Origin of the sequence: Muricoprocola aceti (genome assembly GCF_025567005.1) — a bacterium.
Taxonomy (GTDB): Bacteria; Bacillota; Clostridia; order Lachnospirales; family Lachnospiraceae; genus Marvinbryantia; species Marvinbryantia aceti.
Genome location: NZ_JAOQKE010000014.1, coordinates 44280 through 58693, shown reverse-complemented (window position 1 = coordinate 58693; position 14414 = coordinate 44280). Strand labels below are relative to the sequence as shown.

Genomic DNA, 14414 nt, shown 5'->3' with positions numbered 1-14414 from the left:
TCACAGCTATTTATTGTCCGCTGCCGTATTTCTGTTCACAGTATTTGCAGCGGTATACTTCTTTTTCCGGATCGGTCAGAGTAAAGATCTGATCCAGTCCCTGTTCAATAGAAGTGATACATCTCGGATTCTTGCATTTCAGGATATTGACAATCTTTTTTGGAAGAGTCAGTTCCCTTTTAGCAACAATCGCCCCATCTTTGATAATATTTACCGTAATATTGTGGTCAATGAATCCCAGAATATCGATATTTAGCATATCGATCGGACATTCCACCTTGATGATGTCTTTTCTGCCCATTTTGTTGCTGGTGGCATTTTTGATAATCGCAACAGTACAGTCCAGTTCATCCAGCTTCAGATAATGATAAATGGTCATACTTTTGCCGGCTTCGATATGATCCAGAACAAATCCTTCGTTTAACTGTCCTACATTTAACATAAGTTTTCACACTCCTTTTTCGAATTACTGGTCGCGCCATTTCAACAGTGTCAGAATCAGGGCCATTCTTGCATAGACGCCGTACTGGACCTGTTTGAAGTAGGCTGCTCGTGGGTCATCATCAACTTCTACAGAAATCTCGTTTACACGAGGAAGTGGATGGAGAACCAGCATATCAGGTCCGGCCAGTTTCATCTTTTCTTTATCCAGGATATAGAAATCCTTCATACGTACATAATCCTCTTCATTGAAGAAACGTTCCTTCTGCACACGGGTCATGTAGAGCAGATCCAGTTCTGGAAGGGCGTCTTCCAGACGAACGACTTCTTTATAAGGAATATTGTTTTTAGCCAGAACATCTTCACGGATATAGCTTGGTACACGAAGCTCCTCCGGAGAGATCAGGACAAAGCGTACATTTGGATAACGGATCATGGCATGGATCAGAGAATGAACCGTACGTCCGAATTTCAGGTCTCCGCAGAAACCAATGGTCAGGTTATCCAGGTGTCCTTTCAGGGAACGGATAGTCAGCAGATCGGTAAGCGTCTGGGTAGGATGCTGATGTCCGCCGTCGCCTGCGTTGATGACAGGAATGGATGATTTGGTGGAAGCTACATAGGCAGCACCTTCCTTTGGATGACGGATCGCACAGATGTCTGCGTAGCAGGAAATCATGCGGATCGTATCAGCAACGCTTTCTCCTTTGGCAGCAGAGCTGCTGGCGGCCGAAGAAAAACCAAGTACCTGACCACCCAGATTGATCATAGCAGCTTCAAAACTGAGTCGTGTGCGTGTACTTGGTTCATAAAATAAAGTAGCAATTTTAAGGCCATCACATTTATGTGAATACTTGGAAGGGTTCGCTTCAATGTCATTCGCAAGATCAAGAATACCGTCGATTTCTTCTACGGTAAGATCTAAAGGGTTCATCAAATGTCTCATCTAATTATCTCCTTTTCGTATACTCTGTAAACAGTATACACGAAAAGTTTAAAATAGCAAGCAGAAAAATCAGTGTTTTACAACTTTTTCAAACAGAAGCCCTGTGAGAAACCAGACAGGGGCATAGTCCAGACGGATGACACCATGAAAATTCAGAGGAGCATTGCTGTAATCCCAGGGACAGAGATTATGTTTTTTTAAAAGGGTACCAGTCAGATACTCCATGGTAAAGATGCCATTCATGTAGAGTATACCACGAAGAGCGATATTTTGGTTTTTCAGTTTTCTGGACAGCGGTCCTATGATGGCAGCCATGCCATAGATCGGGAACATCCAAACGGAAGAATGACCGATCATCTTATAATCCTGGCGGGACAGGGAATGCAGGCTGGTCCAGAGAAGCTCCAGACACCAGCCACAGATGCCGCATTTCATAAAGTTCTTCATAGAGTCAGTATGTCCAGAAAGCGAAAAAGTATGCTACTTGAAAAAAAGATGAGGTATGATATACTAAAAAATAATATGCCGTGTCCATAAGAACAGAGGACAGGCAGGAAAAGTAATGAAGTATCAAATGAGGAGAAATTATGACATACGAGGAAGCGAGAAGCTATCTGGAGGAAATGAATAAAACCGGAATTGTGCTCGGACTGGAGAGTATGGAACATCTTTTGGCAGAACTTGGGAATCCACAGGATCAGCTGAAGTTTATCCATATTGCAGGAACCAATGGAAAAGGTTCTGTGCTGGCTTATCTGTCTACTATTTTAAAAGAAGCAGGATACCGGGTGGGACGGTATATATCCCCGACATTGTTTTCTTATCGGGAGCGTATTCAGGTAAATGAGGAATATATCAGCCGTGAGGCAGTGAGCTGTTATGTGGAAAAGATAAAGCAGGCTATTGAACGGATGCGGGAAAAGAATATGCCGGATCCGACGATTTTTGAAGTGGAAACGGCAATGGCCTTTTTACATTTTGTGGATCAGAACTGTGATATTGTTGTTCTGGAGACTGGCATGGGTGGTGACACGGATGCTACCAATGTGATCCGCACGACGGTGATGGAAGTCATCGTATCCATCAGCAAAGATCACACAGCATTTCTGGGAAATACACTGGCTGAGATTGCAGGACACAAGGCGGGCATTATTAAGCCGGGAACGGTGGTAGTATCTGCAAAGCAGGCACCGGAAGCCATGGCTGTGCTGGAAGAAAAAGCCAGAAGCTGCAATGCTGTATTAAAAGTAGCAGACTGGGAGCAGGCAGAAGACATCCGCTATGGTCTGGAGGAGCAGAGCTTCTCTTATGGTCATGACCGTGACATCTGCATTTATCTTGGTGGAAGTTATCAGATCAAAAATGCGGTGACTGCCTATATTGGTGTGCAGGCGCTGAGGGAACTGGGCTATTCGATCAGTGAGGAGCAGATGCGGCAGGGATTCGCAAAGACACGATGGAATGGAAGATTTACTGTGCTGCAGAAAGATCCCATGGTGATTATTGATGGGGCACATAATCCGGATGGAGCAGCAGAATTGGAAAAATCCATTTGCCAGTGCCTGAAAAATAAAGAGATCTATGCGATCTGTGGGGTTTTTCGGGATAAGGAATATGATCAGGTGTTGCATTGTATTCTGCCCCATGTAAAATCGGTGATTACTATTCAGACACCAGGCAATCCAAGGGCACTGCCTGCAAAGGAACTGGCAGAAGCTGCAAAGCAGTATTGTCCGCAGGTTCATGCGGAAAAGAATATAGAAAAAGCGGTTCAGGAGTCTGTGGAGCAGGCAAAAAGGTCGGATGGTGTAGTACTGGCATTTGGTTCCCTGTCTTTCCTTGGTGAGATCCGAAAAGCAATAAATGAAAGGAAAACAGTAGTAATATATGATTGATTTATCAGAATTAAGAAACCAGATCGATGACATCGACCGTCAGATTGTGGATTTATATGAAAAACGTATGGCTGTCAGCAGTCAGGTGGCAGAATATAAGATTGAGACAGGGAAGAAAGTCTTTGATAAAGAACGGGAGGACTCCAAGCTGGAGACATTAAAAGGGCTCACACATAATAATTTTAACAGCCATGGAATCGAAGAACTGTTTCAGCAGATTATGTCCATGAGCCGTAAGCTTCAGTATCAGCTGCTGACCCAAAAAGGTGTGGTAGGTAAGCTGCCATTTACAGAAGTGGAGCAGCTGGAGAAGAAAAATGTCCGGGTTGTATTTCAGGGTGTGGAAGGTGCCTACAGTCAGGCAGCCATGAAAGCATTCTTTGGAGATGAGATCACTTCCTTTCATGTAAAACAGTGGAGAGATGCGTTAAGCGCTATCTCAGAAGGAATGGCAGATTTTGCAGTACTTCCAATTGAAAATTCGACTGCAGGTTTTGTCAGTGAAATCTATGATCTGTTATTGAAATACGATGATTACATTGTTGGAGAGCAGATCATAAGAATTGAACATAAGCTGCTGGGATGTCCGGGGGCTAAGCTGGAGGATATCCGCAGTGTCTATTCTCATGAGCAGGCGCTGATGCAGTGTGAACAGTATCTGAATCGTCACCGCAACTGGACACAGACTGCACTGGAGAATACAGCAGGTGCGGCTAAGAAGGTGGCAGAAGACCATGATAAGACACAGGCTGCAATTGCCAGTGCGATTGCCGGAGAGACTTTCGGACTGGAGATTCTGGATGAGAATCTCTGTGAAAATGATGTGAATTCTACCAGATTCATTATTGTATCCAATCAGCGCATTTTTGAAAAGAATGCGAAAAAGATCAGTATCTGCTTTGAACTGCCACATCACAGCGGATCATTGTACAATATTTTATCCCATTTCATTTATAATAATCTGAATATGAGCAAGATTGAATCCCGCCCGCTTCCGGGAAGAAATTGGGAGTATCGTTTTTTTGTGGATTTTGAAGGCAATCTGAATGACAGCGCTGTAAAAAATGCAATCCGTGGCATTACGGAAGAAGCGGCAAATATGAAAATACTTGGAAATTACTAAACAGGAGCAAGCTATGACAAGAACAGAAGAATTAATGATCTATCGCAATTTTGAAGATGGAAGAATCTTTGAAGATATGATCTGGATATTGGACCATTACGAAGAAAAAGAAGAAAGCAGCGTATTGAAAGAGATGTATTATGAAACTGCTCACGGACTGATTGAGATGGCCGGGAACTTTGGCTTCGCCGGCAATCTCTGGCATAATTATCTGACCTATCTGCTGGTGAACAACGAGAACGTGTTCAGTACTTCCTGTGAGATTGTAGGAAGAATAGAAGGTACGATTAATGAGCTGGTCAGACATGATTTTGAGATTCTCCGTGCACTGTATCAGTTTGATTTCGGAAAATTGGATGAAAAGCTGGGGGTTACCGGTATGCAGTATCTGAGAGCATATCAGAACAGTGGATCCGGAAAACAATTCAACCAGAGAATTCGTGACCGTATCGATACTCTGACCCGGGAACTGGAAGCTTCCGTTTCTGTGGAAGAATTTATGGAACATATGATTCATTTTTACAAAGAATTTGGTGTAGGCAAGCTGGGACTGCACAAAGCTTTTCGAATTGTGCATGACGAAGCGGGAGTGAAGATCGTGCCGATCACCAGAATCGCTCATATGTGCCTGGAAGATCTGGTAGGATATGAAGCGGCAAAGCAGAAGCTGATTGATAATACAGAAGCATTTATTAAAGGAAAAAGAGCGAATAACTGCCTGCTTTTTGGAGATGCGGGAACCGGAAAGTCTTCCAGTATCAAAGCAATCTTAAATAAATACTATGACCAGGGACTTCGTGTGATTGAAGTATACAAGCACCAGTTCCAGGATCTGAATGATGTGATTGCCCAGGTAAAGAACCGTAATTATAAGTTCATTATTTATATGGATGATCTGTCTTTTGAAGACTTTGAGATTGAATACAAGTACCTGAAAGCAGTGATTGAAGGTGGACTGGAACGCAAGCCGGATAATATCCTGATTTATGCAACATCCAACCGCAGACATCTGGTAAGAGAGAAGTTCAGCGATAAAGAGGAAAGAAGAGATGATCTTCATTCTTCTGATACGGTACAGGAAAAGCTGTCACTGGTGAATCGTTTTGGAGTGCAGATCTTCTTCTGCGCACCAAGTAAGAAAGAATTCCAGAACATTGTCAGAACGCTTGCAGAAAAGAATCATGTGGTAATGGACGAGGACGAGCTGCTCCTGGAAGCAAATAAATGGGAACTGTCCCATGGCGGATTATCAGGAAGAACCGCACAGCAGTTTATCGATTACCTTCTGGGAAAGATGTAAGTATTTCAAACCAATAACAATAAAGGAGAAAAGAAGATGGCTGTCACACTATTTGCTGCGATCAATGTTGGTTCCTATGAAGTGGAAATGAAGATTTTTCAGTATGTGACACGGAAAGAGTTCAAGGAGATCGATCATGTCAGATACCGGATTGAACTGGGAAAGGATACTTATACCACAGGTAAAATCGGGGTAGACAAGATTGAGGAGTTGTGCAAAGTACTGAATGATTTTGTAAAGATCATGAATGGATATAAGGTAAAAGTCTACCGTGCCTGTGCCACCAGTGCGGTCAGAGAAGCAGAGAATCATATGTTGCTTGCTGAGTACGTGGAACATATGACAGGAATTCATATGGAGATTCTGGACAACTCTGAGCAGAGATTCCTGGATTATAAGTCGATTGCTTTTGGAGAAAAGGACTTTTACAAAATAATCCAGAAGGGTACAGCCATCGTAGAAGTAGGCGGTGGAAGTGTGCAGGTATGCTTATTTGATAATGACAAGCTTGTGACCACGCAGAATATCCGTATCGGAAATTTGCGAATTCGTGAGAAAGTAGCAGATTTTTCCAGAGAAACGCTTCATACCGAGGAAATGGTGGAAGAACTGATCAATAATGATCTGGAAAGCTTTAAAAAGATGTATCTGAAGGATCGTGATATCAAGTGCCTGATTATTACCGGAGATTACATCCTGGAACTGCTGAAAAAGCATGAGGTCACGGCAGAAGAATTTCGTGCCATGTACGATGCTATCATTTATAAGCACCCGGAAGAGATTGCCAAGGAGTATGGAATCCCTTCAGAAAGTGCCTCTCTGATTCTTCCTTCTGTTACGATCTATAAACGCATCATCGAGGAATTAGAAGCAGAGGCGATTTATCTGCCGGGCACCTCATTAAGCGATGGAATCGCTTATGACTATGCTCAGAAAATGCGTTATATTAAGCCGGAACATCAGTTCAATGATGATATCATTGCAGCTGCCCGTATCATTGCCAAACGATATCAGGGAAACAAAGGACATATTCGCAATCTGGAAAAACTGGCATTGTCCATTTTTGATAAAATGAAGAAAATCTCCGGGCTGGGAGAGCGACAGAGACTGCTTTTGCAGATCGCAGTGATTCTTCACGGCTGCGGCAAATATATTAATTTATCAGATGCAGCTCAGTGTTCTTACAGCATTATTATGGCAACAGAGATTATTGGGTTGTCCACTGCGGAAAGAAGCATTATTGCCAACGTAGTAAGATACAATACAGTAGAATTTACCATGGAAGATGTGCTGACCCAGCAGCTGCGGCCAGAAGATTATCTGGTGATTGTGAAACTGGTAGCTATTTTACGTGTGGCTAATGCACTGGATCGCAGTCATAAACAGAAGTTTGAGCAGGTACGGCTGATCTTAAAGGACGCACAGCTGGAAATTGTGGTGGATACCAGTGAAGATATCACACTGGAAAAAGGATTGTTTCCACCAAAAGCGGACTATTTTGAAGAAGTATTTCATGTACGGCCAATGATCCGTAAGAAAAAGAATCTATAGGGAGGGAGCACAGGTGAATACAGAGTATTACAAACCGGACTATTACAGAAACAGGGAAGACAGCTGGATCAGTTTTGATGAGCGGGTACTCAGTGAGGCAAGAGATAAGAATATTCCTTTATTTGAACGATTAAAGTTCCTGAGTATCACAGCATCAAACCTGGATGAATTCTTTATGATTCGTGTGGCATCCCTGAAAGATATGGTACATGCAGGCTATACGAAGAAAGATATTGCCGGCATGACAGCTCAGGAACAGATTGATCTGATTCTGAAACGCGTACATGATATGGTGAATGTACAGTATTCTACTTATGAACGCAGCCTGGTACCACTTCTGAAGCAGAATGGGCTGGAGATCATTGCCACTCATGAGGAATTGTCAGAAGCTCAGAAAGAATATGTAGATCGTTATTTTGATGAGAATGTGTATCCTGTGCTGACTCCGATGGCCATGGATTCCTCCAGGCCGTTTCCTTTGATTCGTAATAAAACATTGAATATAGGAGCACTGATTTCAAAAAAAGGCAGTGAAGAAGAACCGCAGTTTGCAACGGTACAGGTGCCTTCGGTATTGACAAGGATTGTGGAGATCCCATCTGGAAAAGATGGAATGCGCAGTGTGATTCATCTGGAGCAGGTCATCGAACGGAATATTGGCAAACTGTTCCTGAACTATGATGTAGTTTGCGCACATCCATACCGGATCATGCGAAATGCGGATCTGACCATTGAAGAAGATGAAGCCGCGGATTTATTAAAAGAGATTCAGAAACAGCTGAAAAAGAGACAGTGGGGAGAAGTTATCCGCCTGGAAGTGGAAGAAGGCATGGAAAAGCCGCTCCTGAAAATTCTCAAGAAGGAATTTGATATCAAAAATGATGCGATCTTTTTAATTAATGGACCACTGGATCTGACATTCCTGATGAAGATATATGGAATGGAAGGATTTGAAAAACTGAAGGAGAAAAAATATATTCCACAGCCAGTACCGGCTCTGATGCATACAGAGGATATCTTTGAAGCTATCCGGAAGCAGGATATTTTACTCCATCATCCATACATGACCTTTGATCCGGTAGTGAATTTCGTAAAACAGGCAGCGAAAGATCCAGACGTACTGGCGATTAAACAGACCCTGTATCGTGTCAGCGGTAATTCACCAATTATTGCAGCACTGGCACAGGCAGCGGAAAATGGCAAGCAGGTGTCTGTTCTGGTAGAATTAAAGGCACGTTTTGATGAGGAAAATAATATCGTCTGGGCAAAGATGCTGGAAAAAGCAGGCTGCCATGTCATCTATGGCCTGCTGGGACTGAAGACGCACAGTAAGATAACGCTTGTGGTAAGACGAGAAGCAGATGGTATTCGCAGATATGTGCATCTGGGAACCGGAAACTACAATGATTCCACGGCAAAGCTCTATACAGACTGCGGTCTGTTAACCTGTGCTGAACCGATCGGAGAAGATGCGACAGCGGTATTTAATATGTTGTCCGGCTATTCCGAACCAAAGAACTGGAATAAGCTGTCCCTGGCGCCACTTTGGCTGCGAGATCGTTTCGCAGAACTGATTCAAAGGGAAACAGAACACGCCAGAAATGGAGAAGAAGCTCATATCATTGCCAAAATGAATTCTCTGTGTGACCGTGATATTATTGCATTGCTTTATGAAGCTTCTGCGGCAGGTGTGAAGATCGAACTGATTGTAAGGGGAATCTGCTGTCTGAAGACTGGAATCCCGGGAATCAGTGAGAACATTACAGTTCATTCAATTGTGGGAAATTTCCTGGAACATGCCAGAATCTTCTATTTCCGCAACAATGGTATGGAAGAGTATTACATGGGAAGTGCGGACTGGATGCCGCGAAATCTGGATAAACGTGTAGAGATTTTATTCCCGGTGGAAGATGAGAAGCTCAAAACAGAACTGGAGCATATTTTGCAGATTCAGCTGGAAGACAATGTGAAATCTCATATTTTACAGCCAGATGGAAGTTATGTGAAGGTGAACCGGAGAGGAAAGAAGCGGCTCTGTGCACAGGAATATTTCTGTCAGGAGGCAGTAGAAAGGGCTAAGCTGCCAAAGGAACCGGGAAAAGACCGGGTGTTCATTCCAGAAGAGTCTTTAACAGAATAGTTAGAAAAACAGGCGGTTCATCAATGAAAGATGAACCGCCTGTCTGGTATTTTAATAAATGTATACGGATGTGCCCACCGGGCAATGACTATAGATATAATTCAGAACACTTCGGTTTACACGTACACAGCCATGGGATTTGGCGCCTACGCGGCTGCTGTTGACGAAATTGTGGAAGGCATTTCCGTTTGGATTGCTGGATGTTCCGGTGCCTGGTGTAAAAGTAATAACCGGACCGCCATATTGACCAGAACCGTTTTTCTTCAGAATCCGGTGCATACCAGATGAAGTACGACTGTTCCAGCTTCCAACGATGCATGGATAACTGCCTACCAGTTTCCAGTTTCCTGCAGAACCCTTAAAAATATTGGTACGATAAGTATACTGGGAAATCCAGATGAAATATTTTGTTCTGCTTCCCAGTCCTTTGCTGTTAATGAATTGTTCCTTTACTTCAGTGGAGTAATCAGAACCACGACTGTCCAGTCCGGTATATTTCAGAAAGGAACGCTTCACCTGAATAGAGGAGCCATCACTGGTATAACCTTTTACTTTGGAACCGTGTTTGCTTTTTACAACAAGTTTTGTACCGGCCTTCAGAGTAATTTTGCTTCCACCGGACAGATTGCTGGCATTCACAGTTTTCTTAACTTTTACGGTATAGTAAGGAGCACGCACAGATTTTACAGTGGAAGAGAACTTGACAGCCTTTACGGTTATGACATCAGAAGGACTGCTGTAGATAACAGAACCATTCACTTTACGAAGGCTTCTGATGCGGAACTTATAGGTAGTATTTTCTGTCAGATTTTTGATGGAGGTCTCTTTTGTTTTGGAAGAACTGATAGTCTTGATTATATCATAAGAACCGGTGCTCTCATTATAAGACTCGATCACATATCCGCCTGCATTGTTAACACGACTCCATTTTAAGGTAACATAAAGGCTGCCTCTGGATTTCAGATAAAAGTTAGATGGCGTCTTAGGTGCATTTACCCGTGGTGTTACGGCAATTACAGAAGAAAAAGCGCCACTTTTACCGGACTTGTTCAGAGCACATACTTTATAATAAGAGGTAACACCGATGGTGCCCTTTACAGTGCAGGAAGTGGATGAGGTTTTCTTCACCAGTTTTTCCTGTCCGCCATTATTATCTACACGATAGACTGCATATTTTTTTGCTTTGGAAGCTTTGTTCCATTTCAATTTGATGGAAGCATCACTGGAGGTTGCTTTTAATCCAGTTACTTTCCCAGGCACAGAAGCTGCACTGGCAGTAGTACAGCACAGGCAGACCATAAGAAAGATCAGTGGAAAAAGCGTTTTCAAGTATCGTTTCATAGTTTTCCCTTTCTTTCAATAAATAATAAATTTAACAGTATATTTTATTATACTGTTAGAAAAAAGGGATGTCAAACGTAAAAAGCAACGAAAGGCGCTTACCTTGACATATATTTTTTTTTCCCATATAATTTGAATAAAAAATAAGCGAAAAAAGGAAAATTTATGATAGAAAATAAAGAATACAAAAAAGAACAGCAGACATTGAAAAGAAAGAAAATAGCAGGATACCTCGGATGGTATACACTGTTATTTGCACTTGTCTCGGCTGGTGTTTTTGTGTGGTTCCTGGAGAATCAAAAGAGTTTTTGCTGGACCACGGATGCCTCTTCTCAGTATATACCAAAAGTTTCTTATTTTATTACATGGGTAAAGGAGACATTGCAGAATCTTTTAAATGGAGAACGGGCTTTCCGAATATATGATTTTCATATTGGCATGGGGGATTCTGTGCCATTACATACAGAACCGTTATATTGGCTTTATCTGTTGTTCGATGAGAGTCAGTTGGAATTTGCATATGGTTTTCTGATTGTACTGAGATTTTATCTTTCCGGACTGAGTCTGACCATATTTTTGAAGTATTTTCATTATGACAGATGGCAGTGTCTGACAGGAAGCATGGTTTATGTATTTTCCGGGTATGGGCTGTTTGCAGGGATGCGTCACAGCCATTTTATTATACCAATGATGACGCTTCCGATGCTGCTGCTGGCCATGGAAGAGATCTATCGGAAAAAACGATGGTATCTGTGTACCATGTTTGTGGCAGTAAGCCTCTGGTGTGGCTATTATTTCACTTATATGAATACGCTTCTGATGGGAGTATATTTCCTGATACGATTTTTCTGCGGAGAGGAAAAGAAAAGTATCCGGGAATTCTTGCTGAGAATGCGCACCATTATTGGGTCATATCTGTTGGGAATTGGCATAGCCAATATTACTTTTTTCAATACTTTCGCAGATTACCTTACTTCTTCACGTACAGGAGTAACGGCAGAACAGAGGATTTCTTTATGGAACTATGGAAGCGGATGGATAGAAAAATTATACCAGAGTTTCCTTTCTGCTGCCATAACACCTGGCAGATGGATGTGGCTCGGATTTATTCCTCTGTCCTATATCTGTGTCGAGCTTCTGTTTTTGCGAAAAGGGAATAAAACACTGAAAGCTGCTTTTGTGACAGGAACGGTATTCTGTCTGATCCCTGCATTTGGATTGGTATTCAGCGGATTTGGAGCATTGAATAACCGTTGGTGTTATGCCATTGCCATGCTTGTGGCGGTGATTACAGCGAAGATGTCAGAAGAACTGAAAAAAATGTCAGGAAGAGATCTGTTGCTGACCTTGCTCTTTGCACTGCCCTATCTGTATCTTGGAATCGGCAGACTGTTGCTTCGTCAGGAGTATAAACCTTCTGTGGTAGTGGCTGGTATTGGATTCCTGGGAACCTGGATAATTTTGTTGATGTTGAATTACCGGAAAAAGATACCGGAATGGATGAAGCAAAGTGCGATCCCGGTGATTGTGGTCATTTCTCTGTGGGTAAGTGGTGTATATCGGTACTGCGGATATTTTGCAGGTATGGCACATGAATTTACTACAGCAGGAAAAGTAATAGAGCAGGCCACCGATACGCCTTTGAAAGTATTAGATGAACTGGATGACACTGGCTTTTACCGGTCTTATTCCAGAAAAAGTGAGTCTAATGTACAGGGAGCGTCCATGATGCTGGGCTATAACGGAATCGTTTATTATTCCAGTACCCTGTCAAAGTCTATGATAGATTTCTATCGGGAAATGGGCTTATCTTCCTGGAGTCTGGTCAGAGTGAAAGGATTTGATGCAAGAGGCTTTCTGGATACCCTTGCATGTGTCAAATATCAGGTTCCGGAAAGTGACTCAGACAGTGAGATTCCATATGGATATGAAAAAGTGAAAGAAGTATTACGGGATGACGTATATTATACAATCTGCGAGAATCAGAATGTACTTCCACTTGGATACTGCTATGACAAGGTACTTTCATGGGAGAATATGGAAAAACTGGATACGGCTCAAAGACAGGAGGCCATGCTGCAGGCGGCAATTGTGGAGAATGAGACAGTACAGGATCAGAATTACATGATGGATACCAGTGAACTGACCATATCCGGACAAAAAGTGCCGATACAGAGAATAGAATGCAGCGATGGTGTTACGTTTGATGGAAAAGAGATAAAGGTTAAGAAGAAGAATGCAGAGATGACGATCTGGTTCGATGGTCTGGATGATTCGGAGACTTATATCAACCTGGAATCACTGAGTATGAAGAATGCCAGTAAAGTATGGTTCTATTTTGATGCAGATGAGGGAAGCTACGATATTTCTTATTATTATCATGGCGATTATAATACCTATGCGACAGGACAGGAAGATTATCTTTTTAATTTGGGATATGCAGAGAAGGGAAAGACTTACTGTACGATCAGATTTGGTAAAAAATGTACGATGACGGTAGATGATATTTCTGTGTATTGTCAGCCAATGGAAAAGTTGACTGAATATGTGCAGCAGAGGAAAGCCGCTTCGCTGGAGAATGTAACAGAAGAAATGAATTCCGTATCCGGAACGATAGATACAGAAAAGGATCAGCTTCTGGTCCTGAGTATTCCATACCAGAATGGATGGAGTGCTTATGTGGATGGGGAAAAAGTACCGATTCGAAAAGTGAATATTATGTATATGGGACTGGACCTCAAAGCAGGGACACATACAGTGGAACTGCACTACGAAATGCCGGGAATCCGTATAAGTATAGTGATTTCCGTGGTTTCCTTTGGAATCTTTGTAGCAGCATTGATGATAAGGAGGAAAAAAAGACATGAAGAAAAGTAAAAAAATAATTCCGACTGTTACAGGTATAGCGGCCACACTGGCCGTACCAGTGTGTGCGCAGGCTTCTCATACAGTAACCTTAAGTGTGGCAACAAATGCAGATTTCCCGCCTTATGAATATTGCGAAGATCAGGAAATTGTTGGGATTGATATGGAGATCGCAAGGATGATTGCTGAGGAACTGGGCATGAATCTGGAGATCTGTAATATGTCTTTTGATTCCATATTTGAGTCAGTGGAATCAGGGAAGACACAGATTGCCATGGGAAGAATTGTAAAACCGGAAGAGGACAGTGAGACACTGAGTTTTTCAGATGGATATATGTCTGTGAACTATGCCATTGTGACAGCACAGGAATATCCGGAGTTCCAGAAAGAAGATCTGGAAGGGAAAAAAGTCGGAGCTGCGGATGCATTACATGGCGCTTCACTGGCAGAAGAACTGAGCCCGGATCATACAGTTGTTTATGAGAAAGAAGAGGACGCTGTGGAGGCATTGGAGAAAGGTGAGGTCGATGCACTGGTTCTGGATGAAAAAGCGGCAAGATATTTTTGCAGCCAGCAGGAGCGCCTGTATATTTGCGAGCGGATTTCAGATGAACAGAATTTTGTGATTGCAACAGGGGCAGAAAAAGAAGACTTGCTTGCAGATATAAATGATGCTCTGGCTACGATGAATGAGACTGGTGAACTGGATAAGATCGTAGAAAAATATCTGGGCGAAGAGAATGAAGAAACGGAAGAAGCGACAACAGAATAAAACAGGAACTTAGATTTTATGACGAATCCTGCGAAAAGTT

At 42.5% G+C, this 14414-nt stretch carries 11 protein-coding genes; 7 read left to right on the top strand and 4 right to left on the bottom strand.

What is annotated here, in order from left to right:
- Positions 1-10: 10 nt before the first annotated feature.
- The 3 genes from OCV47_RS11000 to OCV47_RS10990 all read right to left on the bottom strand — a co-directional run bounded on the left by OCV47_RS11000 (position 11) and on the right by OCV47_RS10990 (position 1834).
- Complete coding sequence (locus OCV47_RS11000) at positions 11-442, bottom strand: aspartate carbamoyltransferase regulatory subunit (RefSeq protein WP_117449647.1); 432 nt, start codon at positions 440-442, stop codon at positions 11-13.
- Between the two features lie 24 nt (positions 443-466).
- Positions 467-1387 carry an aspartate carbamoyltransferase gene (gene pyrB / locus OCV47_RS10995; RefSeq protein WP_117449648.1) on the bottom strand — a complete coding sequence of 307 codons (921 nt, stop codon included), beginning with the start codon at positions 1385-1387 and terminating at the stop codon, positions 467-469.
- 69 nt (positions 1388-1456) lie between these two features.
- The gene (locus OCV47_RS10990) at positions 1457-1834 is read right to left on the bottom strand and encodes a putative ABC transporter permease (RefSeq protein WP_256300804.1); all 378 of its coding nucleotides are present in this window, start codon (positions 1832-1834) and stop codon (positions 1457-1459) included.
- Between the two features lie 140 nt (positions 1835-1974).
- On the opposite strand from OCV47_RS10990, the gene OCV47_RS10985 reads away from it, so the two are divergent.
- From OCV47_RS10985 to OCV47_RS10965, 5 genes are read left to right on the top strand one after another with little or no spacing between them, the layout of a single operon-like run.
- Positions 1975-3282, top strand: coding sequence for a bifunctional folylpolyglutamate synthase/dihydrofolate synthase (locus tag OCV47_RS10985; RefSeq protein WP_256300806.1), 1308 nt, complete (start codon positions 1975-1977; stop codon positions 3280-3282).
- Entirely contained in the window at positions 3275-4405 is a 1131-nt protein-coding gene (gene pheA, locus OCV47_RS10980; protein WP_256300808.1) for a prephenate dehydratase, read from the top strand. Before OCV47_RS10985 ends, pheA begins: the two co-directional genes overlap by 8 nt.
- Before the next feature lie 13 nt (positions 4406-4418).
- Positions 4419-5705: an ATP-binding protein gene (locus tag OCV47_RS10975; RefSeq protein ID WP_256300810.1), complete on the top strand. Its 1287-nt coding sequence runs from the start codon at positions 4419-4421 to the stop codon at positions 5703-5705.
- Positions 5706-5741: 36 nt separating this feature from the next.
- Complete coding sequence (locus OCV47_RS10970) at positions 5742-7256, top strand: Ppx/GppA phosphatase family protein (protein ID WP_256300812.1); 1515 nt, start codon at positions 5742-5744, stop codon at positions 7254-7256.
- 13 nt (positions 7257-7269) lie between these two features.
- Entirely contained in the window at positions 7270-9396 is a 2127-nt protein-coding gene (locus OCV47_RS10965; protein WP_262655116.1) for an RNA degradosome polyphosphate kinase, read from the top strand.
- Between the two features lie 51 nt (positions 9397-9447).
- Here OCV47_RS10965 and OCV47_RS10960 read toward each other — a convergent pair whose 3' ends face one another.
- Positions 9448-10737, bottom strand: a complete 1290-nt coding sequence (locus OCV47_RS10960; protein ID WP_256300816.1) for a fibronectin type III domain-containing protein — start codon at positions 10735-10737, stop codon at positions 9448-9450.
- A gap of 165 nt (positions 10738-10902) precedes the next feature.
- On the opposite strand from OCV47_RS10960, the gene OCV47_RS10955 reads away from it, so the two are divergent.
- Together OCV47_RS10955 and OCV47_RS10950 are read left to right on the top strand one after the other, a co-directional pair.
- A complete protein-coding gene (locus OCV47_RS10955) occupies positions 10903-13614 on the top strand; it encodes a YfhO family protein (protein ID WP_256300818.1) in 2712 nt (903 codons plus the stop codon).
- Positions 13601-14374, top strand: a complete 774-nt coding sequence (locus OCV47_RS10950) for an ABC transporter substrate-binding protein (RefSeq protein ID WP_256300820.1) — start codon at positions 13601-13603, stop codon at positions 14372-14374. Before OCV47_RS10955 ends, OCV47_RS10950 begins: the two co-directional genes overlap by 14 nt.
- The last annotated feature ends 40 nt before the right edge of the window (positions 14375-14414 follow it).

Excerpts from the sequence above, each read along its gene's own strand:
- OCV47_RS11000 (WP_117449647.1), bottom strand. The coding sequence starts at position 442 with ATGTTAAATGTAGGACAGTTAAACGAAGGATTTGTTCTGGATCATATC.
- pyrB (WP_117449648.1), bottom strand. The coding sequence starts at position 1,387 with ATGAGACATTTGATGAACCCTTTAGATCTTACCGTAGAAGAAATCGAC.
- OCV47_RS10990 (WP_256300804.1), bottom strand. The coding sequence starts at position 1,834 with ATGAAGAACTTTATGAAATGCGGCATCTGTGGCTGGTGTCTGGAGCTT.
- OCV47_RS10985 (WP_256300806.1), top strand. The coding sequence starts at position 1,975 with ATGACATACGAGGAAGCGAGAAGCTATCTGGAGGAAATGAATAAAACC.
- pheA (WP_256300808.1), top strand. The coding sequence starts at position 3,275 with ATGATTGATTTATCAGAATTAAGAAACCAGATCGATGACATCGACCGT.
- OCV47_RS10975 (WP_256300810.1), top strand. The coding sequence starts at position 4,419 with ATGACAAGAACAGAAGAATTAATGATCTATCGCAATTTTGAAGATGGA.
- OCV47_RS10970 (WP_256300812.1), top strand. The coding sequence starts at position 5,742 with ATGGCTGTCACACTATTTGCTGCGATCAATGTTGGTTCCTATGAAGTG.
- OCV47_RS10960 (WP_256300816.1), bottom strand. The coding sequence starts at position 10,737 with ATGAAACGATACTTGAAAACGCTTTTTCCACTGATCTTTCTTATGGTC.
- OCV47_RS10955 (WP_256300818.1), top strand. The coding sequence starts at position 10,903 with ATGATAGAAAATAAAGAATACAAAAAAGAACAGCAGACATTGAAAAGA.
- OCV47_RS10950 (WP_256300820.1), top strand. The coding sequence starts at position 13,601 with ATGAAGAAAAGTAAAAAAATAATTCCGACTGTTACAGGTATAGCGGCC.